Source organism: Geobacter sp. AOG1 (genome assembly GCF_019972315.1).
Lineage (GTDB): Bacteria > Desulfobacterota > Desulfuromonadia > Geobacterales > Geobacteraceae > Geomobilimonas.
The window spans coordinates 632,551-654,205 of sequence record NZ_BLIZ01000001.1 but is presented as its reverse complement, the minus strand read 5'-3'; the positions used below and the strand labels follow the sequence as shown (position 1 = coordinate 654,205).

Below are 21,655 nucleotides of genomic sequence, written 5' to 3'. Positions count from 1 at the left end.
TTGTCCGGTATACGGCTATACTCATCGGACAAACATATTCAAAGGCCATCATGCTCTTCTCCGGAAAGGACACCCCGATGCTGACCAAAATGGAATCGGAGCAGCGGATCATCCGCCTCCAACAGGAACTGCGTGCCGCGGGTATCGACGGGGCACTGATCATCTATCCCATCGATATCTACTACTTCAGCGGCACCCGACAAAACGCCACTCTCTGGATTCCAGCCGACGGCAACCCGTTGCTCCTGGTGCGCAAGAGCTACAGCCGCGCCGTCACGGAAAGCCTCATCGAGGACACCCGACCGTTTCCCTCCAGCAAGGAGTTTCCGGCCCTGTTCGGCGATGCTGTCAGGAGGGTCGGCCTGACTTTCGACATCATCCCGGTCCAGCAATACAACTACTACGCCAAGCTGCTCCCCGGGCGTGAATTCGTCGATATCTCCGGCATCAACCGCGATATCCGCTCGGTCAAGTCCGCCTGGGAGCTGGAGCAGATGCGTCGCAGCGGCAGCCGGCTCTGCGGCATTTTCGAACAGGTACCCGAATTCCTGCGACCCGGCATGCGGGAACTGGACCTGTCCGCCGAGTTCGAGTGTCGCCTCCGGAAGGCGGGGGGTGAAGGTTACGTGCGGATGCGGGCCTTCAACCAGGAGCTGTTCATGGGACTGGCCGTCTCTTCCTCCGCCGGGCAGCCGGGGTTCTTCGACGGTGCCGTCACCGGCGGAGGGCTCTCCAACGCATCTCCCCACGGCGCCTCGGTCGACGAAATCAGCCCCAACACCCCGATCCTCATCGACTACGCCGGGGTATTCAATGGGTACATCGTCGATATGACCCGGATATTTGTCATCGGCTCCCTGTCGCCCGAACTCCGGCATGCTTTTGCCACAGCGCTGGCAATTCAGCGGCAGTTGGTGGAACGCCTCAAGCCGGGCACCGTCTGCGAGGAGCTGTTCCTCACGTCGCTTGCCATGGCCGAAGAGGCCGGGCTTGCCAAGTACTACATGGGGGCGCCGGGAGAAAACGCCCGATTCGTCGGCCATGGTACAGGACTCGAACTGGACGAACTGCCGGTCCTGGCCCAGGGATTCAAGGTACCGCTCCGGGCAGGCCAGACCGTTGCCATTGAGCCCAAGTTCGTTATCCCGGGCCAGGGGGTGATCGGCATCGAAAACACCTTTGTGGTCAGTGACAGCGGCGGGGTAAAGTTGACCGATCTGGCCGACGACATCGTCAGCCTGTAAGGCAATGCCGCCATGGGGCAGTCAAAGGGCTGCCCCGTATTCTTTCAGGTGATCGGAGCCTGCATGATACATTCCGCTCTGTTCATCCCGTGCACCTTCGTTTTGCCTTTCCCACGCAGGTGGTCCCTATTCCGCAAACTTCGCAGCCGAGAGCTTGTCCGCACTACCATTTCAGGCTCTCAGGGGGATCCTGGGACAATCTCGGCGTCTTTCCCGGTAAAATGACACAAGGTCACCCCTGTATTGGCAGGATTTGTAGTGATCAACAATACGCCGCAGGTTGTTTATGCAGTATTATATAAACACGTTTTATATTTGGTTGACATGTACGTAAACTGGAGCTATACTGGTTCAAAATTTCCCCGGGGAGGAACACGATGAGCGATGTCTTTGTAGTGGAGGCGTTACGGACCCCGTTTGGTTCTTTCGGTGGCATGCTGGCAGAGGTGGAGGCGCCGAAGCTGGCGGCGACGGTCATGGCCGGGCTGTTGACACGGGCCGGACTCGCTGCCGACCAGGTGGACGAGGTGATCGTCGGCCAGGTGCTGACGGGTGGCTGCGGCCAGGCCCCCGCGCGGCAGGCCATGCGGGGGGCCGGCATTCCCGACACGGTCCATGCCCTGACCATCAATAAGGTCTGCGGCAGCGGTCTTAAGGCGATCATGCTCGGTGCCGGCAGCATCCGTCTTGGCGAGTCCCAGGTGGTGATCGCCGGCGGCATGGAAAACATGTCGCTTGCCCCCTATATCCTGAAAAAGGCCCGGGCCGGCTACCGGATGGGGCATGGCGAACTGCTCGATCTGATGGTTTACGACGGCCTGCAGGATCCATACACTGGCCGGCACATGGGGGACATCGGCGAGGTGAGCGCGGAGCGCGGCGGCCTGACGAGGGAGGAACAGGATGAATTCGCCATCCGTTCCTACCAGTTGGCCCAGGCGGCGGCAAGCGGCGGGGTGTTCGCCGGCGAGATCGTGCCGGTAGTGAAGAAGGGGAAAAAGGGGGACGAGATCCTGGACACCGACGAAGAGCCGTTCAAGGGGGATCCGGCCAAGCTGCCGCAGCTGAAGGCGGTCTTCAAGAAGGATGGCACCATCACCGCCGGCAACGCCTCCTCCATCAACGACGGCGCCGCTCTGGCCCTCCTGACCGATGCCGCAGGACTCAAGAAGCACAACCTCACCCCCAAGGCGCGCATCGTGGCCATGGCGACCGAGAGCCGCCATCCCGACAATTTCCCCGAGGCCCCCATCGGTGCCATTCAGAAGGTCTGCACCCGGGCCGGGCTGAAGATTTCCGACATCGACCTGTTCGAGATCAACGAGGCCTTCGCCTCGGTGGCGCTCCTGGCCATCAAGGGGCTGGGCCTTCCGCTGGACAAGGTGAATGTCAACGGCGGCGCCTGCGCCATCGGCCATCCCATCGGCGCCAGCGGCGGACGGCTGGCGGCGACCGTCATTCGGGAACTACACAAACGACAGCAGCGCTACGGGCTGGCCACGCTCTGTATCGGCGGCGGCGAAGCAGTGGCGGTGATTTTCGAACGGGTTTAAGAAGCCTTATGGGTCCTATGGGTCTTATGAGTCCTCTAGGTCCTATGCAAAGCTTTTCATCACAGGAGGATATATGATCAAAACAGTCGGTATACTCGGGGCAGGGCAGATGGGGAACGGCATTGCCCATGTCTTTGCCCAGTTCGGGTATCAGGTTGTTCTCTACGATATCGCCGAAGTCCAGCTTGAAAAAGCCATTGCCACCATCCACCAGAACCTGGAGCGGCAGGCGAAGAAGGGGGTCATTGCCGAAACGCTGGTGGGGGAGACCGTGGGACGGATCATGACCACGAAGGACATGACCGGCCTGGCCAGCTGTGATTTCTGCGTGGAGGCGGTCACCGAGCACGAGCCGCTCAAGCTGGACATCTTCCGCAAGCTGGACGACATCGTCCAGCCCAGTGCCATCCTTGCCTCCAACACCTCTTCCATTCCGATCACCAAGATTGCCGCCGTCACCAGGCGGCCCGACAAGGTCATCGGCATGCACTTCATGAACCCGGTACCGGTGATGAAGCTCGTGGAAGTGATCCGCGGCCACGCCACGAGCGACGCCACCTTCCGCACCACGTCCGAACTGGTGGCCGGACTGGAGAAGGAGATGGCGGTCTCCCAGGACTATCCCGGCTTCATCGTCAACCGGGTCCTCATCCCCATGATCAACGAGGCGGTCTTTGCCCTCTACGAGGGGATCGCCACGGCGGAAGACATCGACAAGGGGATGAAGCTTGGCACCAACCAGCCGATGGGACCCCTGACCCTGGCGGACTTCATCGGCCTCGACACGGTGCTCGCCATCGCCAACGTCCTCTACGACGGCTTCAAGGATCCGAAATACCGCCCCTGCCCGCTGCTGGTGAAGATGGTCAATGCGGGGTACCTGGGGAGAAAGTCGGGACGGGGTTTCTATACCTACTGAGCCGCTTCGCCTTCACGTCCATGCCGGCGTTGGCTTCTCAACGTAGCGCTCTACGCCTCGTTCCCACCTGGGCCTGAACGCGAAATCGAACCGGTTTAAGGAGAAAAATCAATGGAATTCAAGAACCTGCTCATCGAAACTGCCGCCGGCGTCGCCACCCTCACCGTCAACCGCCCCCAGGCGTTGAACTCCCTGACCAGTGAGGTGCTCACCGAGCTGGGGTGTGCGCTTTACGAGCTGGAGTACGATCCGGCGGTCAAGGTGGTGATCGTCACCGGTGCCGGGGAGAAGGCCTTCGTGGCCGGGGCCGACATCAAGGAGATGTCCGCCATGTCCTCCTACGAGGGGCACCGGTTCGCCGTCAAGGGCCAGCATGTCATGATGGCCATGGAGAAGATGAAGAAACCGGTCATTGCCGCGGTGAACGGCTTTGCCCTCGGCGGCGGCCTGGAGCTCGCCCTGGGGTGCGATTTTATCTACGCCTCGGCAAAAGCCAAGCTCGGTTTCCCGGAGGTAACCCTGGGGATCATGCCCGGCTTCGGCGGCACCCAGAACCTGGCCCGGCTCATCGGCCCCAACAAGGCCAACGAGCTGATCTTCACCGGCCGGATAATCACGGCGGACAAGGCACTGGCCTGGGGGATCGTCAACGAGGTCTTCGCCCCGGAAGAGCTTATGGACAAGGCAAAAGAGACCGCTGCCGCCATTGCCGGCGTCGGTTCGCTCGGTGTCGCCTACGCCAAGGATGCCATTGCCAACGGCCTGAACATGGGCAAGGAAGACGGCTTCCGCTACGAGGCCTCTCTCTTCGGGGTGCTGTTTGCCACCGACGACCAGAAAGAGGGGATGGGGGCGTTCGTCGAGAAGCGCAAGGCGGCGTTCAAGGGGAAATGAAAACGTAAAACCTCTGGAACCGCAAAGAACGCAAAGAACGCGAAGAACGCGAAGAACGCAAAGAACGCAAAGAATAGCAAATCGGTAGTTACTTGGCGTCCTTTGCGTCTTGAGCGACCGCAGGGAAGCGAGCGGTTCAAGGGGTTTTAACCGGAATTATAAAGGAGAAGATTATGAATTTCGAGTTGAGCCAGGACCATAAGGTGTTGCAGGAGAGCGTGCGGGACTTTGTCAACAAGGAGATCAAGCCGATAGCCATGCAGATCGACGAGGAGCACATGATCCCCGACACCCTCGTCAGAAAGATGGGGGACATGGGATTCCTGGGGAGCTACCTCCCCGAGGAGTACGGCGGGGCCGGCCTGGACATGCTCTCCTACGCCATTGTCGTCGAGGAAGTCTCCAAGGCGTGCGGCTCCAGCGGCGTCCTCATCTCGGCGCACACCTCGCTCGCCTGCGGCCCCATCCACACCTTCGGCACCGAAGAACAGAAAAAGAAATGGCTCCCCGCGCTGAATAGCGGCGACATCATCGGCTGCTTTCTCCTTACCGAGCCCGATGCGGGGAGCGATGCAGGTGCCATTGCCACCACCTACCGGCGCGAAGGGGACGAGTTCGTCGTCAACGGCGCGAAAATCTTCATCACCAATGGCGGGTACCGGGGGACCGGCGTCCTCTTCGCCACCCACGACAAGAGCCTCAAGCACAAAGGGGTTTCGGCCTTCATCATCGACCTCCGCTCCCATGGTGTCGAAATCCTCAAGAACGAGAAGAAGCTCGGCATCCGCGGCAGCTACACCACCGCCTTTGCCCTGGACAATGTGCGCATCCCGGCCGAGAACCTGCTGGGGCAGGAAGGGCAGGGGTTCAAGATCGCCATGGACACCCTGAATGGCGGCCGGATCGGCATCGCCTCCCAGGCGTTGGGCATTGCCGAGGGGGCCTTCGAACGCGCCCTGGCCTACTCCAAGGAACGGAAGCAGTTCGGCGCCCCGATCTGCGACCTGCAGGCGATCCAGTTCAAGCTGGCGGACATGTGGGCCAGGATTGAAACCAGCAAGCTCATGACCTACAAGGCCGCCTGCCTGAAGGACGCCAAGAGGAACTACACCATGGAATCGGCCATGTGCAAGATGCTGGCCTCCGAGGCGGCCACCTACGTCGCCCGGGAGGCAATCCAGATCCATGGCGGCTACGGCTTCATCTGCGACTACGAGGTGGAGCGGATGTACCGGGATGCCAAGATCACCGAGATCTATGAAGGGACCAACGAGGTACAACGGGTGGTCATTTCCAAGTTGCTGCTGTCCTGATTTGCCATAAGTCCCATGGGACCTATAGGTCTTATAAAACCAGTGGGCACCAGGAAAAGTCTTACTCAGGAGGTATATATGAAGATACTGGTCTGCATCAAACAGGTACCGGACATGGAATCCCGGTTCAAGCCGGCGGCCAGCGGGGTCTGGTACGACGAGAGCGACCTGGCATGGCGGATGAACGAATACGACGAATACGCCGTGGAACAGGCTGTCCAGCTGCGGGAACAGCTGGGTGAAGGGTGTGAGCTCACCGTTCTCTCCATCGGCCCGGACCGGGTGGGGGAGGCGATCAAGAAGGCGCTGGCCATGGGGTGCGACCGTGGTGTCCATGTCCAGGACGACGCAGCCGCCACCAAAGACCCCTGGCAGATCGCCGCCATCATCGCCGCCTACGCCAAGGACCAGGGGTACGACCTCATCTTCACCGGCATGCAGTCCCAGGACCGGGGCTCGGCCCAGGTAGGGGTCACCGTCGCCGAAGACTTGGGCTACGCCTGCGCCACCACCCTGGTCGGCTTCGCCTATGACAATGGCACCGTCACCGCCAAACGGGAACTGGAAGGGGGGATCAAGGGGGTCGTCAAGCTGACCACCCCGGCTCTGGTAACCTGCCAGCTCGGCCTCAACGTCCCCCGCTATCCCACGCTTCCCAACATCATGAAGGCCAAGAAAAAAGAGATCCAGGCCATTGCCGTGGCGGAGCTCCTCAAGGAAGAGCCCCTGGCCGCCACCGTAAGCTTCCACCCCCCCGCCAAGAAGGGTGGCGGTATCGTCCTGGAAGGGGAAGTCGGGGCACTGGTGGACCAGCTCATGGGGATACTCAAAGAGAAGACGACGGTCTTGAGATAGGAGACGACAATGAAAGCACTACTCATCGGCGAATACCGCGAAGGGAAACTCCTGGAGAGCACCTACGAGCTATTGGGCTTTGCCGACCAGCTCGGGGCGGAAACCGCCCTGCTGCTGGTCGGAAGCGACAGCCAGCTCCCCGCCTTTGGCGGCACCCTCTACCTGGCCGACGCAAACCAGTGCGGGGAATACAACCCGGACCTGCACAAGCAGCTGGTCCTGGATGCCGTTCAGAAGGAAAACCCCGACTACGTCGTCTTTCTCCACTCCTCCTACGGGTGGGACCTGGCGCCGCGGGTGGCGGCAAAACTCAGAGTCGCCCAGGTATCGGAAGCCATCGGTCTTACCGAGGGCGGCTTCGAAGTGGGGTGCTGCAACGCCAAGATGCGGCGGACCGTCAAGCCGACCACGGCGAAAGCAGTCATCACCATCCAGGCCGGGGCCTTCCCGGGACTGCAGCCGGGTGGTACCCCGCAGGTGCAGAAAGTGACGGCAAGCGTAGAGAGCAACGTCAGCTTCAGCGGCTACGAGCCTGCCGAAGCAAAAGACGTGGACCTGACCCGTGCCGAGGTGATCGTCACCGCCGGGCGGGGAGTGGGGAAAAAGGAAAACGTGCCGGTCATCGCCGCCCTGGCCAAGGCGCTGGGCGGAGAACTGGGCGCGAGCCGTCCGGTGGTCGATGCGGGGTGGGTAGAGCACAGCCACCAGGTGGGGACCACCGGCCAGACGGTAAGCCCTAAGCTGTACATCGCCTGTGGGGTGAGCGGTGCCATCCAGCACCTGGCCGGGATGAAGAAGTCGGACTTCATCGTCGCCATCAACAAGGACAAGGACGCCCCCATCGGCGAGGTGGCCGACGTCCTGGTGGTGGCCGACGTCCTCCAGTTCGTCCCCGCGCTGACGACGAAGTTGTGACAATGTCGCGGTAGCTACACGTCACGGAGTGACTATGAAACCCCTTCATGGCATGCGGATTCTCAACCTGGCAGTAAATCTTCCCGGGCCGGCCGCGGCGAAGCGTCTGTATCAACTGGGAGCCGAAGTAATCAAAGTGGAACCTCCTGCCGGAGACCCGATGGAACGGTATCACGCCGCATGGTACCGTGATATGGCCGCCGGCCATGCCGTTGTACGAATCGATCTGAAGGCGGAGGAAGGGCGGGCCTGTATGGATGAACTGCTCACCGGAACGGACCTTCTCATCACCGCCAGCCGGCCGGCGGCCCTGGAACGGCTGGCACTGGACTGGACCACCTTAACGCAACGCTATCCCCGACTCTGCCAGGTCGCCATCGTCGGTTATCCCGTCCCCCGTGAGAACGAAGCCGGTCACGACCTTACCTACCAGGCGGCCCTGGGGCTGTTGACCCCGCCCCACATGCCGCGCACCCTCATGGCCGACATGGCCGGCGCGGAACAGGCGGTGTCTGCCGCACTGGCCCTGCTGCTGGCGCGGGAACGGGGAGAGGGGGGTGGTTATGCGGAAGTCGCCCTCTCCGAGGCGGCTGCGGCTATGGCCGAACCGCTGCGCTACCAGGCAACCAGCCCGGGGGGTGTCCTCGGTGGCGGCATTCCCGAGTACAATGTTTACCGGAGCAGTGATGGCTGGGTTGCCGTGGCGGCATTGGAGCCCCATTTCAAAAAGAGGCTGGAAGATGCACTGGCGGTGAGAAACAAGGGGGAATACCAGGCGATGTTCCTGGGGAAAAGCTCGGCCGAGTGGCAGCAGTGGGGACAAGAGCAGGATATCCCCATCGTGGCAACGAAAATCTTTTAGCATCTCCCGAGCCTTGTTTCGCCCGCAGCGGAGGATCTCATGTTTCTCGATCTGACCGAAGAGCAGAAGCTGATCCAAGACACTGCCCGGAATTTTGCCAGAGCTGAACTGGAGCCGGTAGCGGCAGGTCTCGACCAGGGCGACGACCGGGAGGCCATGCTGGTCAACTTGAAAAAACTGGCCAAACTCGGTTTCATGGGGTTGAACGTCCGGGAGGAGTATGGCGGTACCGGGGCGGGGTGTATCGCCTTCAGCGTGGCCGTGACCGAGATCGCCCGGGCCTGTGCCTCCACGGCGGTTACCGTGTCGGTCAACAACATGGTCTGTGAAGTAATTCAGGCGGTTGGCTCGGAAGAGCAGAAGCGGGCCTATATCCCGAAAATCTGCTCGGGAGAATTCACGGCCGGCAGTTTTGCCTTGACCGAAACCGGTGCCGGTTCCGACCCGTCGGGGATGACCACCCGGGCAGTTGCGGACGGCGACAGTTTCGTGCTCGATGGCTCCAAGATTTTCATCACGAGCGCTCCCTATGCCGGCGTCTTCGTGGTGTGGGCGGTCACCGACAAGGATGCGCCGAAGGGGAAGGGGATCAGTTGCTTCCTTGTCGAAGGGGGGACCAGGGGGCTCATCGTCGGCAAGGAGGAGAAGAAGATGGGGCAGCACGCAGCCTCGACCAACGAAGTCATCTTCGACAACTGCCGCATTCCGAAAAGTGCGCTGATGGGCAAGCTGAACGACGGATTCCGCACGGCGGTGACGGAGCTCGCCGGTGGCCGTATCGGCATCGGTTCGCTCGGCCTCGGGGTCGGTCTGGCCGCCATGGATTATGCGACCCGCTACGCCACGGAGCGCTCCCAGTTTGGCCAGAAGATAAGCTGCTTCCAGGCGATCCAGTGGATGATCGCCGACAGCTATACCGAGCTTGAGGCGGCACGGCTCCTGCTCATGAATGCGGCGTTCCGCAAGGAGCAGGGAAAGTCCTTCGCCAAGGAGGCTTCCATGGCCAAGATGTTTGCCACGGAAGCGGGTAACCGTGCCTGTTACAATGCCCTGCAGATGCTGGGCGGGTACGGCTACACCCGGGATTTCCCGGTGGAGCGTTACGCCCGGGATGCCCGCGTTACCACCATCTACGAGGGAACCAACGAGATTCAACGGGTGATCATTTCGCGGGAGATATTACGGCATTTCAGCTGACATGGATACAACAAGCAGGGAAGTGAGGGTGGATACTCATCGGCAGTTCTTCAACACTGCGGCGGCTATGCCGCCCAGAGGGAGCACCATGTCCACGCCGCCGCGGGCGATGGCTTCTTTCGGCATTCCGAAGACCACCGAGGTCGCCTCGTCCTGGGCGATGGTCACCGCTCCGGCCTCCTTCATCTCCCACATCCCCCGGGCGCCGTCGTCCCCCATGCCGGTCATGATCACCCCCACTGCATTGGCCCCCGCATACCGCGCTGCCGAACGGAACAGCACATCGACCGACGGACGGTGACGGCAGACGAGCGGTCCGTCCTTCAATTCCACGTAGTAGCGGGCGCCGCTTCTCTTCAGCAGGAGATGGCGATTCCCCGGCGCGATGAGCGCTCGGCCGGGAATCACCGTGTCGTTGTGCTGGGCCTCCTTGACGGAAATGCGGCACAGCCCGTCGAGCCGGCGGGCAAAGGCATTGGTGAAGTGTTCCGGCATGTGCTGCACGATGACGATGCCGGGGCTGTCCGCGGGGAGAGCCTCCAGAAAGACGCGCAGGGCCTCGGTCCCCCCCGTTGAGGTCCCGACGGCGACCACCTTTTCCGTCGTCTTCACCATCGCCAGGGATGTTGATTTGGCTATTACGGCGTCGGCGGTGAGTTTTGGGGCGATCTCCCGCCGGGATGCCACAATCCGCCGGGGACGTACCCGGCTGGCCGCCCGGATGGCATCGCAGATGCGGACGGCCGATTCTTCCAGGAACTGGCGTGAGCCGAGGCGCGGCTTCTCGATGATCTCCACCGCACCGTATTCCAGTGCCTGGATGGCGCTCTCGGACCCTTTCTCCGTCAAGCTCGAACACATCACCACCGGGATGGGGTGCTGGCTCATGATCTTCTTAAGGAATGAAAGCCCGTCCATCCGGGGCATTTCCAGATCGAGGGTGATGACGTCGGGTATTTCCGCTTTCATCCGTTCCGCGGCGATGAACGGATCGGCGGCAGCGCCCATCACTTCCATCTCCGGGTCGGCGGCGATTATGTCGGTCAACACCTGCCGTACCACGGCCGAATCGTCGATTATGAGGACTCGGATTTTCTTTTTCATGGAGAAACCGGTTGCCTTCCCGGCGGGAGAGAGTTCATCGGATATTCCTGTAAACCGTGGGGTAGACGGCCTTCAACGGGAGGTTGTAGCCGCTCAGGGTTTCCGAGTGGCCGAGGAAGAGATGCCCGTTAACGGCAAGATAGGATCGGAAGCGCTCCAAAAGCGTTTCCTGGGTTGCTCGATCGAAGTAGATGATCACGTTCCGGCAGAAGATGACGTCAAATGTCTCGTGAATGCCGAAATCCGTCCCCGTGAAATTGAGCCACCGGAACTGCACCTTGTTCCTGAGGCCGGGAATGATCCGCACCAGCCCCTCGTTCCGGTCTTTGCTCCGGAGCAGAAACTTCTTTTTGAACGGCAGAGGAACGGTAGCGGTCCGCTCTTCCCGATAGACCGCCTGGCGGCCCGCTTCCAGAACCCGCGTGGAGATGTCGGTCGCCATGATCCGGAAATCGAAGCCGGGGCACCGGTCGGCAAAATCCTGGAGAACCATGGCCAGGGTATAGGGCTCTTCTCCGGTGGAGCACCCTGCGCTCCAGACCCGGAAGGGGCGGGTGCCGTCGGGATGCCTGCGCACCCATTCCGGCAGGAGATGCTCGGTCAGGTAAGCGAAGTGGTCCGGTTCCCGGAAGAAATCGGTCTTGTTGGTGGTTACCAGGTCGATCATCCCGATGACTTCGTGCTTCTGCCCCTCAGGGCTGAAGAGATAGGCGCAATACTGGGAGAAGGAATCCATGCCGAGGGCGCGAAGCCTTTTCTGAAGCCGCGATTCGAGCATCGACTTCTTACTGGGGGGCATCCTGATGCCGCAGGCATCGTAGATGAACTGAGCCAGCCGGAGAAAGTCCCCGCCGGTCAGGCGCATGCACCTGTTTCCCGGTAACGCTGCGTCCGCCTTTGAGCAGTTCATCGCATGACCTTCCGGATGACGGTGATGAGTTCCTCCGGCAGGAACGGCTTGGCGATCCATGCGGTCGCCCCCGCCGCTGCCCCCTCCCGCTTCAGCAATCCCTGCCGTTCGGTGGTCAGCATGATGATCGGCACGAAACGGTACGCGGGAAGTTGCCGGACGTGGTGAATGAAGCCGATGCCGTCCACGTTGGGCATGTGGAGGTCGGTGATGATCAGGTCGGCACCATTTTCGGCCAGTTTCTCCAGCCCGTCCCGGCCGTCTGCCGCTGCGATGACCCTGAAGCCGAATCCCTCGAGGGTTGAGCTCAACAGATGCCGGATGCTGGCTGAATCATCGATGGCCAGGATGGTTTTTGCCATGGAGTCTGTGGCCCTCTTTTGGATATGCAGGGGGGCTCCCTTCATGCACCATGCTCCGGTGTGCGGGAAACGGAACGCCGGAGGAGAACCTCCCCCGTGCCGGTGTCGTAGATGATCTTGCGACTGATGCTTCCCCCCGTATCCCTGCCGACGACCGGAATTCCGTAACGGTCCAGCATGTGCAAGGCAAGCTCGATATTCCGTTCCCCCACGGAAACGAAGCTGCTGCCGCTCTCCCACATGGCGGCCCCCCCGAAGAGTTTGGCCTGCAGACGGGAGGGGAGGCAGCCGACCCCCTCCAGCCTCTCCACGAGGAGATCGATGGCGACGTTGCCGTAGCGGGGGGTGGGGAGCCCTTCACCGTTCCAGAGAGGGAGCATGTAGTGGTTGATCCCCCCCATGCGGCGTAGCGGGTCGAACAGGCAGACGGCAATGCACGAGCCGAGGACCGTCGTTACCCGATGGGGGTGCGGTTCGGCAAACAGCATCGCCGGATAGAGGTAATAGTCATTCTTGGTCGCCATCGTCTCCCCGACACTCCCGATCGATGCAGCGGTCGATCAGAACCTCTCCTCTGCTGCGAAGAACAGATTCTCATCCGGCATGAGAGACTCCACGTCGGCCGTCGGTCGGGGAAGGTTGAGTTTGAAGGTGCTCCCGGCGCCGGGGGTGCTTTCAATGCCGATATTCCCTCCTGAAAGCTCCGCGAGGGCACGGCATATGCTCAGACCGAGCCCCAATCCGCGATGGTTTCTGCACCGCCCCTCGTCCAGTTGCCGGAAACGGGCGAAAACCGTCTCCTGGTCTGCAATGTCGATACCGGGTCCTTGATCCTCCACGGTAACCTGCAGGAACGACTCATCCGCGACGGCGTCAATGGTAACGACCCCTTTGGACGGGGAAAACTCCACGGCATTGGCGACGAGATTCCTGAGAATGATCCGGAGAAACCGCGGGTCGGCGGCAAACGGCAGGGGCGAGGCAAGGGCGTTCCTAACCCGGATCTCCTTTTCGCAACAGCGATGCTCCACTGTTTCAATCACGTCGGCAATGATGCCCCCGACATCGATCTGGGCCGGTTCAGGCGCCTCCCGGCCGGCCTCCAGCCCGGCGGCGGTAAACACATTCTCCAGCTGGAAGTCGAGCTCGCATGCCTCGTCGTAGATCAAGCGGCCGTTGAGAGCCACCCGTTCCCCGTTGCAGCTCCCGTCCCGCAACTGGGCGGCAAGACCCATAATCGCCGCGAGGGGGTTGTTGATCTCGTTACGGATATTGGAGAGGAAGTGCCCTTTGAGGGCCTCCGACTCCTGCAGACACCGATTGGTGGACTCGAGTTTCTCGGTAAGATAGCGAAGTTCGTCGATGGCCTTCCGTTTTTCGGCAAATCTCTCCCGGAGAGCGGCTATCAACTCTTCGTCGTGCAGATGGGACATGCGTCCTCCCGGTGGTAGTGATTATGCGACGAGACCCGGTGGCTCAGAATTTTTCGAAGGAGGTATCCAGCCGGTCACTTCCCTCCCCCAGGTCATAAGCTACGCCGGTCGGAAGGGAAATCGCGCCAGGCTGCGGCTTGTTCACGTGGGCTACTGGATGCAGGTGACTGTGCGACCGGCGCGGGGTGGCGCGCGATGCCAGCTGATGCCGGTGCGCACCTCCGTGCTGGCCGCGATCCTTGTCGTCCAGCCGGAAGAAGGCGACCGCATTGTACAGCTGCTCGGCCTGGGAGGAGAGCTCCTCGGAGGTGGATGCCATCTCCTCGGATGCCGAGGCGTTCTGCTGAATGACCTGGTCCAGCTGCTGGATCGCCTTGTTGATCTGCTCGGCCCCCAAGTCCTGTTCCCGGCTTGCCGCGTTGATTTCCTGCACGAGCTCGGCGGTTTTCTGGATGTCGGGCACCATCATCCCGAGAAGTTGTCCGGCCTTTTCCGCCACATCGACGCTGGATGCCGAAAGGCTGCTGATCTCTGCCGCCGCCTTCTGGCTCCGCTCGGCCAGCTTGCGGACTTCGCTCGCCACGACGGCGAACCCCTTGCCGTGCTCGCCGGCCCGGGCCGCCTCGATGGCCGCGTTGAGCGCCAGGAGATTGGTCTGGCGCGCGATCTCCTCGATGATGGAGATCTTCTTGGCGATGTCCTTCATGGCGGTGACGGTTTCATTCACCGCTTTTCCCCCTTCGAGGGCGGCGGTGGCGGACTTGACGGCAATCTTTTCGGTCTGGAGGGCGTTGTCGGCATTCTGCCGGATGTTGGAGGTCATCTGTTCCATGGATGCCGAGGCCTCTTCCGCTGCGGCCGCCTGCTCGCTGGCCCCCTGGGACATCTCTTCGGCACTGGAGGAGAGTTCCTGGCTCCCGGACGACACATTGGCTGCGGCGCTTTTTACCTCGCCGACAATCTCCCGCAGTTTCCCCAGCATGTTCTGCATGGCGGAGAGGAGTTGTCCCGCCTCATCTCCGCCGGTAGAAACGACGGTTACCGACAGGTCCCCTTCCGCCAGCCGGTTGGAGACCGTGACCGCTTCCCGCAGGGGGCCGGTAATGCTCCGGGTGATGAAGAAGCTTATCACGGCTCCGGCCAGCAGGGCGAAGAAGGCGGCAAGGAACGTCATGATCCGGGTGGAGCGATAGAGTTTTGTTGCTTCGGCATAACTTGCGGCCATCTGGTCTTCCTGGTACTTGACCAGGTCGGCGAACGGAACGAATATCTTCTCGATGAGGGCGGCTGCTTCGTTATTGTAGACGCTTACCGCCTCGGCGGGCTTGCCGGCAAGACAGAGATCTTCCACCCGCTGGTCCGCGGCCTTGGCGTTGGCAATGTTGGTGCTGATCTGGGCCATGAGATCTTTGCCCTTTTCCGTCGTCTCCATCTTGTCCAGCTTGGTGACGAGTTCCCGGTAGATCACCCGGTTCTTTTCGATTTCGTCTTTCACATCCTTGAGCCTGCTCCTGTCTACGATGAGCATGGTCTTGATGTCATCCACGACCTTCCTGAGGGTCTTCTGGGCATCTGCGGCCAGTTTGATCTTGGCGTAATTCATTTGCACGATGGTTTCCATGTTGCTGTTGACCTTGCCCAGGCTATTGGCCGCCATCACGGTAATCGCCACGAGGAGCAGGAACACCACTCCGAATCCCAGGCCGAGCCGTACACCGATTTTCATGTTATTGAGTTTCATGCCGATATTCTCCTTTTCAGAGGCTTTGCAGGGGTATTTGTTATTGGTTTGCCTGCAGCAGGCGGGGTTGGTCTTCCTCATCCGCTCCGCAGGCGAGCAGTTCATCCACGGAAAAGACCCGGTCGATATTGAGGATCATGATGAATCTTTCGCCTTCCTTCCCCATCCCCTGGAGAAAGTCGATGTTCAGCTTGGTGCCGATGCGGGGGACCGGTTCGATCTGCTCCGGTCCCAGGTCGAGGACCTCCTGGACCGAATCGGCCATGGCGCCGAGCACCGTCGTTTCGCCGTCCACCGTCACTTCCACGATGATGATGCAGGTGTTGACCCCCTTTTCGATCGCCGGCATGCCGAACTTCAGACGCATGTCCACCACCGGCACCACGTTGCCGCGCAGGTTGATGACGCCGCGCATGAATTCGGGAGTCCGGGGGACCCGCGTCACGGTGGTGTAATCGAGAACCTCCCGCACCTTGCCGATGTCGAGGGCAAATACCTCCTCGTTCAGGGTAAAGGTCAGATACTGGGCAGGTTCCATCACAGTTCCCTCTTGCATACAGGTTTCTCCTTTTCGTGATTCATATACCGGCTTCAATGCTCCAGCCGTTCCTCGTCGGCGACCAGTTGCTGCACGTCGAGTATGAGCGCGACCGAACCGTCCCCGAGAATGGTGGCGCCCGAAACCCCGCGCACTTCGCGAAACATCTTCCCGATGGACTTGATGACGGTCTGGTGCTCGCCGATCACGTAATCGACCACGAGACCGACCCGCTTCCCTTCGATGTCGGCAATGACGATCTGCTCGATTTCCGGTCGCTCGCCGGCAATGCCGAAATGCTCCCGCAAGGGAACATAGGGGATGATCCGGCCACGGACATCGGCGAGGTGGTGGCCATGGGCCCGCGTCACATCCGTCCGGGTCAGCTCGATGCACTCTTCCACCTGGGAGAGGGGTATGACGAAGCAGTCAGCACCGATCTTCACCAGCAGACTCTCGATGATCGCCAGGGTGAGGGGGATCCTGATGGTTACCGCCGTCCCTTCCCCGGGAGCGCTGGCGACACTTATGGTGCCACGCAGCAGATCGACCCCCCTTTTCACCACATCCATCCCCACACCGCGCCCCGAGATGCTGGTAACCGTTTCCGCCGTTGAAAAACCGGGCGCGAAGAGGAGGCTGAAGGCCTCTTTGTCGGACAGCTCGGCCCCTGCCGGGATCAACCCTTTGGCAATCCCCCTGGCCCGTACCGCATCCCGGTCGATTCCCGCCCCGTCGTCCCTGATGGTCACCAGCACGCTGTCCCCGGAGTGGACCGCCGAAAGGTGAATGGTCCCCCGCGCCGGTTTGCCTGCGGCCAGGCGGACGTCGGGGGATTCAATGCCGTGGTCGATGCTGTTCCTGATCAGGTGGACGAGGGGATCGTTGAGCTTTTCGATCACGGTCTTGTCCAGCTCCGTGTCGGCCCCCGTGGTGACCAGTTCCACGTCCTTCCCCAGTTCTGTGGAGAGATCATGGACCATGCGCTTGAACTTGCTGAACGTGCCGCCGATGGGGATCATCCGGATCGTGAGGGCGCTGTCGCGCAATCCCGCGGTAAGCCGTTCCACCTCTTCCGCGAGGGTGATAAGCTCGTCGTCGTCGCGGGCCAGAGCCGTCCGGCTGAGGCGTGCCTGGACCGTCACCAGCTCTCCGACGAGATTGATGAGCCGGTCGAGCTTGTCGGCGGTCACCCTGATACTGGAGATTCCCCTCGCTGCCGGGATATCCCGACTGTCTGCCGGTTCGGGGGAAATCCCCTCCCGCCTCCCTTCCGAAGGGAGGACTCCCGCTTTTTGGGAAGTTTCCGCCACGGTCGTGCTCCCGGGATGGGACACCTCTATCTCGACGCACTCTTCGCCGGCAAACATGAATATGTCGTAAATTGCATCCAATCCCCGCGTGGTCGTAAGAACCACGTCCCAGCTAAGGTAGCAGATTTCCGGATCCAGTTCGGCAAGGGGAGGGACCTGGTCCGTATGGAGCGTCACGTGACACGCTCCCAGCTCACGCAGCTCATTCAGGCACTGGACAGGGTTGAGTCCGCGCATGAAGGTGTCCCTGGCCGGACGAAAGCGGATAATGAAGGTGATCTCTTCACCGCTCTCTGCGTTCTCAGGGGAGTCGGTTCCGGAATCCGCTGCTGCAGCTAGAGGCGCGGCCCCGTCCGCAAGGATGCGGAAGGCAGCCACAATCTCCCGTGCCCGGAGTGCCTCGGCCTCTCCTCCGCCGGTCGCGGACTTCAGCATCTCCTTGATCTGGTCCCGGGCCGCAAGGGTGAGCACGATCAGCTCTTTCGTCACGGCGGTCCTGCCGTCGCGGAGCATCTCCAGGACCGACTCCACCTCATGGCTGAACGAGGTAATCCTGTCAAACCCGAACATGGCGCTCGAACCCTTGATGGTGTGCATGGCACGGAAAATTCGGTCGACCAGTTCCTCATCGGTCGGATTGCGCTCCAGTTCGAGAAGGGACAACTCCAGGTCCGTCAGGAGTTCATCCGCCTCTTCCCGGAATGCCTGTCGGAGTTGCTCTATCATCCCAGGACTTTCCTGACGACGGCCAGCAGTTGTTCCGGCCGGAACGGCTTGGTGATCCAGCCGGTCGCGCCCGCGGCCCTCGCCTCGTGCTTCCGGACGTCCTGCGACTCGGTCGTCAGCATGATGACCGGTGTGAAGCGGGAACCCGGATTCTGGCGGATTCCCCGGACCAGGTCGATCCCGTCCATTTTCGGCATGTTCAGGTCGGTGATGACCATGTCCACCGTCTCACCCCGGAGCTTGTCGAGACCGTCAAGGCCGTCCTTCGCCTCGATCACCCGGTAGCCGCTCTCCTTCAGGGTAAAGGAAACCATCATGCGGATGCTTGCCGAATCGTCAATTGCCAGAATTGTTCTGCTCATTGTCTTCACTCCTCCCTCAAGGGTTTTTCCCCTGGTGTGAAACTTCCGTCGAAAGGAAACGCCGCTGCCAGGGCCGCCTCCCCACAGGCATCGGAATGTCCGGGTGCCAGCGCCAGCTCTCTCCCCTCTGCCTCCGCCGTCTGCCGTGCGGAGCAGAGCAGCTGAAAAAACGAAGGGTCCGTCTCCGTGATCCCCCCCACGTCGAGGAGTACCTTGTCGGCGGCAGCCAAAGCACTGACAAGGGCCTCCCTGAGTTCCACGCTTTCCCTGACCGTCACGCTCCCCGCCAGTCCGATCATGGCCGTGACCGGTTCATGGGTAGATTCATGCAGTGTCACCTTCAGTTTCATGCGCCGCTCCTGTTAGAAGAATTCAACGTTGTCCCCCAGATGTTCCCCAGTCGCGGGGGTGTCAGTGTTTCGTTCCCCCCTGACCGCAAACAGCTGGTGGACCTTGCGTTCGCTCTGCATCGTGTACCGATCCTCTACCTGTGCCAGTCCGTCAATCATGCCGGTAGCCCCGTTTTCACTGCAGGAGCGCCCTGTCGCCACAAGATGATGGAGAGGAGAGAGGACCTCTCTCTGGAGGGTTGCCACCATTTCCCTGCTGTCCAGGGATGTCCGGATATCTTCAATGGTGGCCGCGAGACCGGCCGATGCCTCGTCGGTCCGTGCCAAGAGGCCGGTCACGGCAGTCGTGACCTCCCTGATGCGGGCGATGGCCGCCGCCAGTTCATCCTTGCGCAACTCCACGTCCGATGCTGTGTCTTCCTCCTCCGCTCCCTCGGCAAGATCGTGCTGCAGGTCTGTCACGTGCCGGGTGATGGCATGGATTGAAGCGGTGATGGCGGCAGCCTGTCGGCAGATATCCTCCGACAAGTGTTTGACCGTCTCGGCGATCACACCGAAGGCGGCGCCGTCCTTCCCCGCCTGGGCCGCCTTGATGATGGCGTTCAGGGCGATCAGCCTGATTTCGGATCCCAGGTACTCGATATCTTCCGCAAAGGTATTGATTTCCGTCATGGCCTTTGTCACGGCAAGCATGATGTCGTTCAGCCTGCCGTTTGTTGCCACGTTATCTGCAAAAGCGCTGACGACCGATGCCAGCCCATGTTCGATATCCCTGAGGGACGCATGTCCGACCTGGTCGGCCTGGCGAAACAGGCCATGGGCATTGGTTGCGGTCGTAGTTGCTTCCTGGGAAATCCCCGACAGGCTCGCCGTTATACGATTTATGGCGGCCATCAGCTCATCGCGGCTGTTGCTGAGCTGGGCCATCTGCAGGGCACAAAGTTCGGCGGCCTCGCCGGCCGTAACGGGCTCTCCGTTGGCAGCGATGCGCTTCTGCAGGGTAACGAGCGTTTCACTGACATGTTCCATCTGCTGGCGGGTTATGTCCTGGAACTGCAGCGAGACCACAACCTCGCTCACATCACGGGCAATCTTTGCGGAACGGCCGGAAACATCCTGCGCTCCACCGGAGCAGTTGGTGTGCATGCCGGCAAGGGAGGCGATATTGTGTCGAATGGCGGTAACTACCTTGTGGCCCAGGTGTTTCTGGCTTTTACCCAGTTCTCCGGCCATGGAAACCGCCTTATCAAGATCCCCGTGGAGCCACTTGATCCGGGAGATGATGGCGGAAGATTTTGCCTGGATGTTCCCGGAAAGGGTGTTGATGTCGGTGGCGACATTGCGGAACCCGGCTCCGTGCCCGCCATGGCATGCACTCTGGATGTTGGTGAGGATCTTCAGCATGCGGAGGTTTCCCACCTGTTCCTTGAAGGTATTCATCAACCGATGAATGGTATCCAGTTCCCCGAGTATTCCGGCGAGCGAACAGCCGGCCCGTTCGGCGACCTTGTCTGTTCCGTGGAAATGGCTCTCCATCCGGTCGAGAACATCCTCCAGCTCACGGATTGCGGTTTGTGTCCCCTCGTCTGCCATAAGCTGTCCGGCTGCTGCCGCGCTTTGCTCAATGTCCCTCAGCTGTCCGACAAGGACCCGGAGATTGGCTCCCGCCTGGAGAAACTTCTCTTCTGACAGTACCGGTAACCGCTTCAGTTCTCCAATAGTCCGGTCAAGGGTAATCGGCCACTGGAACGGCAGCCGTCCGGATGAGGGTCGGATCGTGGTGTGACTATGGCACGAATCCCCATTTCCGCAACCTTCCCGGGAATGATCGGGATAGCTGTCTGCTCGGGTGGCGGCGGAGTTCATCACGGCAAGATGACCTCCGCTGGTTGCATGCTTTGGTTGGTTCCGCAGGAGGAATGGTCGGCGTCGAAGATTTCGGCAAAACAGCCGGCCGTTGAGTGAAAGGCCTGCAGTACCCCCGGATCGAAGTGATCTGGGCGGGTCTGGCCGTCCCCATCGCAGATGATGCGGCATGCGGCTTCATGATCGAGGGCCGGCTTGTACACCCGCCGGCTTCTGAGCGCATCGTACTGGTCCGCCAGAATGACAATCCTCCCCGCCAGGGGGATCTGCTCGCCGGCAAGCCCCTTCGGATAACCGGTCCCGTCCCATCGTTCATGATGGGTCAGGGCGATGACGGCCGCCATTTGCATGAGGGGATGGGATGCATCACGCAGGATATGTCCGCCGATTACGGTGTGCATCTTGATGACTTCGAACTCCTTCGGGGTGAGACTCCCCGGCTTGAACAGGATGGCGTCGGGGATGCCGATCTTCCCGATGTCGTGCATGGCGCTGGCACAGGTGATGGTGTCGACGAAACCGTCGGACATCCCCATGGCCTGCGCGAGTACGCCGGCGTAGCTGCCGATCCGGCCGATATGTCGGCCGGTATCCTCGTCGCGCAGTTCGGCCGCCGTGGTCAGGCGTTCGATGATTTCACGGCTCATTCGTTGCTGGCTTCGCAACGCCGTGGCCAACTCCTCGGTCCGGTGCTCCACCGTCATTTTCAGTTCGTCCCGTTCCCTGTTCTTGCCTTGGGCGAGACGCTTGCAGCTGATTCCCCGTTCGACGACGCTGATCAGGCCTGGCCCTGAAAACGGCTTGACGATGAACTCAAATGCCTGCAGCTTGATGGCCTGCACCGCCACGTCGAACTCGGCATTTCCAGTTATGAAGATCACGGGTGTTTCCGTATCGAAGGTGCGGATTGTTTCCAGGAGCCGGAAGCCGTTGACGATCGGCATGTTCACATCGGTCAGGACCACGTCGGTCGGCGTTTTACGGAACGCCTCCAGCGCCTTGCGACCGTCCAAATACGAGGAAACGGCAAAGCCGTGACTGCTGAGAAGCAGTGAAGCCGTCTCCAGTAACAATGGATCGTCGTCGACCACCATGACACTGCCGGCACCACGCTGTACCATCTGCCATCTCCTCTCAACCGCCGGCCGGGCAAAGGCCTTTCCGATAACGAAACTCTCTTCCGACCTATGCCATAGAG

At 61.0% G+C, this 21,655-nt stretch carries 21 protein-coding genes; 9 read left to right on the top strand and 12 right to left on the bottom strand.

Annotated features, from left to right (window positions below; translation table 11 throughout):
- The first annotated feature begins 77 nt into the window (after window positions 1–77).
- The 9 genes from LDN04_RS02890 (at window position 78) to LDN04_RS02850 (ending at window position 9,752) form a co-directional block, all read left to right on the top strand.
- Window positions 78–1,244, top strand: a complete 1,167-nt coding sequence (locus LDN04_RS02890; protein ID WP_223906148.1) for a Xaa-Pro peptidase family protein — start codon at window positions 78–80, stop codon at window positions 1,242–1,244.
- Between the two features lie 377 nt (window positions 1,245–1,621).
- Window positions 1,622–2,797 (top strand): thiolase family protein, encoded by a 1,176-nt coding sequence (locus LDN04_RS02885; RefSeq protein WP_223906146.1) that lies wholly within the window; start codon window positions 1,622–1,624, stop codon window positions 2,795–2,797.
- 73 nt (window positions 2,798–2,870) lie between these two features.
- The gene (locus LDN04_RS02880; protein WP_223906144.1) at window positions 2,871–3,716 is read left to right on the top strand and encodes a 3-hydroxybutyryl-CoA dehydrogenase; all 846 of its coding nucleotides are present in this window, start codon (window positions 2,871–2,873) and stop codon (window positions 3,714–3,716) included.
- 111 nt (window positions 3,717–3,827) lie between these two features.
- On the top strand, window positions 3,828–4,610 hold the full coding sequence (locus LDN04_RS02875) for an enoyl-CoA hydratase-related protein (RefSeq protein ID WP_223906142.1): 783 nt from the start codon (window positions 3,828–3,830) through the stop codon (window positions 4,608–4,610).
- Window positions 4,611–4,783: 173 nt separating this feature from the next.
- Window positions 4,784–5,923: an acyl-CoA dehydrogenase gene (locus tag LDN04_RS02870; protein WP_223906140.1), complete on the top strand. Its 1,140-nt coding sequence runs from the start codon at window positions 4,784–4,786 to the stop codon at window positions 5,921–5,923.
- A gap of 78 nt (window positions 5,924–6,001) precedes the next feature.
- Window positions 6,002–6,778, top strand: coding sequence for an electron transfer flavoprotein subunit beta/FixA family protein (locus tag LDN04_RS02865; RefSeq protein ID WP_223906139.1), 777 nt, complete (start codon window positions 6,002–6,004; stop codon window positions 6,776–6,778).
- A gap of 9 nt (window positions 6,779–6,787) precedes the next feature.
- Window positions 6,788–7,693 carry an electron transfer flavoprotein subunit alpha/FixB family protein gene (locus LDN04_RS02860; protein WP_223906137.1) on the top strand — a complete coding sequence of 302 codons (906 nt, stop codon included), beginning with the start codon at window positions 6,788–6,790 and terminating at the stop codon, window positions 7,691–7,693.
- A gap of 34 nt (window positions 7,694–7,727) precedes the next feature.
- Window positions 7,728–8,555 carry a CoA transferase gene (locus tag LDN04_RS02855; protein WP_223906135.1) on the top strand — a complete coding sequence of 276 codons (828 nt, stop codon included), beginning with the start codon at window positions 7,728–7,730 and terminating at the stop codon, window positions 8,553–8,555.
- 39 nt (window positions 8,556–8,594) lie between these two features.
- Window positions 8,595–9,752 carry an acyl-CoA dehydrogenase family protein gene (locus LDN04_RS02850; protein WP_223906134.1) on the top strand — a complete coding sequence of 386 codons (1,158 nt, stop codon included), beginning with the start codon at window positions 8,595–8,597 and terminating at the stop codon, window positions 9,750–9,752.
- Between the two features lie 36 nt (window positions 9,753–9,788).
- Here the strand turns inward: LDN04_RS02850 and LDN04_RS02845 are convergent, their stop codons facing one another.
- Genes LDN04_RS02845 through LDN04_RS02790 form a run of 12 tightly spaced genes read right to left on the bottom strand, consistent with a single transcriptional unit; the run spans window position 9,789 to window position 21,578 of the window.
- Window positions 9,789–10,856: a chemotaxis response regulator protein-glutamate methylesterase gene (locus tag LDN04_RS02845; protein ID WP_223906132.1), complete on the bottom strand. Its 1,068-nt coding sequence runs from the start codon at window positions 10,854–10,856 to the stop codon at window positions 9,789–9,791.
- Between the two features lie 34 nt (window positions 10,857–10,890).
- Complete coding sequence (locus LDN04_RS02840) at window positions 10,891–11,721, bottom strand: protein-glutamate O-methyltransferase CheR (protein WP_223906131.1); 831 nt, start codon at window positions 11,719–11,721, stop codon at window positions 10,891–10,893.
- Window positions 11,722–11,762: 41 nt separating this feature from the next.
- Entirely contained in the window at window positions 11,763–12,128 is a 366-nt protein-coding gene (locus tag LDN04_RS02835; RefSeq protein ID WP_223906129.1) for a response regulator, read from the bottom strand.
- Window positions 12,129–12,169: 41 nt separating this feature from the next.
- The gene (locus tag LDN04_RS02830; protein WP_223906127.1) at window positions 12,170–12,652 is read right to left on the bottom strand and encodes a chemotaxis protein CheD; all 483 of its coding nucleotides are present in this window, start codon (window positions 12,650–12,652) and stop codon (window positions 12,170–12,172) included.
- A 36-nt stretch (window positions 12,653–12,688) separates the two neighbouring features.
- Window positions 12,689–13,561 carry a sensor histidine kinase KdpD gene (locus tag LDN04_RS02825; RefSeq protein WP_223906126.1) on the bottom strand — a complete coding sequence of 291 codons (873 nt, stop codon included), beginning with the start codon at window positions 13,559–13,561 and terminating at the stop codon, window positions 12,689–12,691.
- A 43-nt stretch (window positions 13,562–13,604) separates the two neighbouring features.
- Entirely contained in the window at window positions 13,605–15,302 is a 1,698-nt protein-coding gene (locus tag LDN04_RS02820; RefSeq protein ID WP_223906124.1) for a methyl-accepting chemotaxis protein, read from the bottom strand.
- A 40-nt stretch (window positions 15,303–15,342) separates the two neighbouring features.
- The gene (locus LDN04_RS02815) at window positions 15,343–15,858 is read right to left on the bottom strand and encodes a chemotaxis protein CheW (protein WP_223906123.1); all 516 of its coding nucleotides are present in this window, start codon (window positions 15,856–15,858) and stop codon (window positions 15,343–15,345) included.
- 35 nt (window positions 15,859–15,893) lie between these two features.
- Window positions 15,894–17,879 carry a chemotaxis protein CheA gene (locus tag LDN04_RS02810; protein ID WP_223906121.1) on the bottom strand — a complete coding sequence of 662 codons (1,986 nt, stop codon included), beginning with the start codon at window positions 17,877–17,879 and terminating at the stop codon, window positions 15,894–15,896.
- Window positions 17,876–18,241, bottom strand: coding sequence for a response regulator (locus tag LDN04_RS02805; RefSeq protein WP_223906119.1), 366 nt, complete (start codon window positions 18,239–18,241; stop codon window positions 17,876–17,878). The genes LDN04_RS02810 and LDN04_RS02805 overlap by 4 nt, the downstream gene beginning before the upstream one ends.
- Before the next feature lie 5 nt (window positions 18,242–18,246).
- Window positions 18,247–18,591 (bottom strand): STAS domain-containing protein, encoded by a 345-nt coding sequence (locus LDN04_RS02800; RefSeq protein WP_223906117.1) that lies wholly within the window; start codon window positions 18,589–18,591, stop codon window positions 18,247–18,249.
- A 12-nt stretch (window positions 18,592–18,603) separates the two neighbouring features.
- Entirely contained in the window at window positions 18,604–20,457 is a 1,854-nt protein-coding gene (locus LDN04_RS02795) for a methyl-accepting chemotaxis protein (protein ID WP_223913322.1), read from the bottom strand.
- On the bottom strand, window positions 20,457–21,578 hold the full coding sequence (locus LDN04_RS02790) for an HD-GYP domain-containing protein (protein ID WP_223906115.1): 1,122 nt from the start codon (window positions 21,576–21,578) through the stop codon (window positions 20,457–20,459). The genes LDN04_RS02795 and LDN04_RS02790 overlap by 1 nt, the downstream gene beginning before the upstream one ends.
- Window positions 21,579–21,655: the final 77 nt, after the last annotated feature.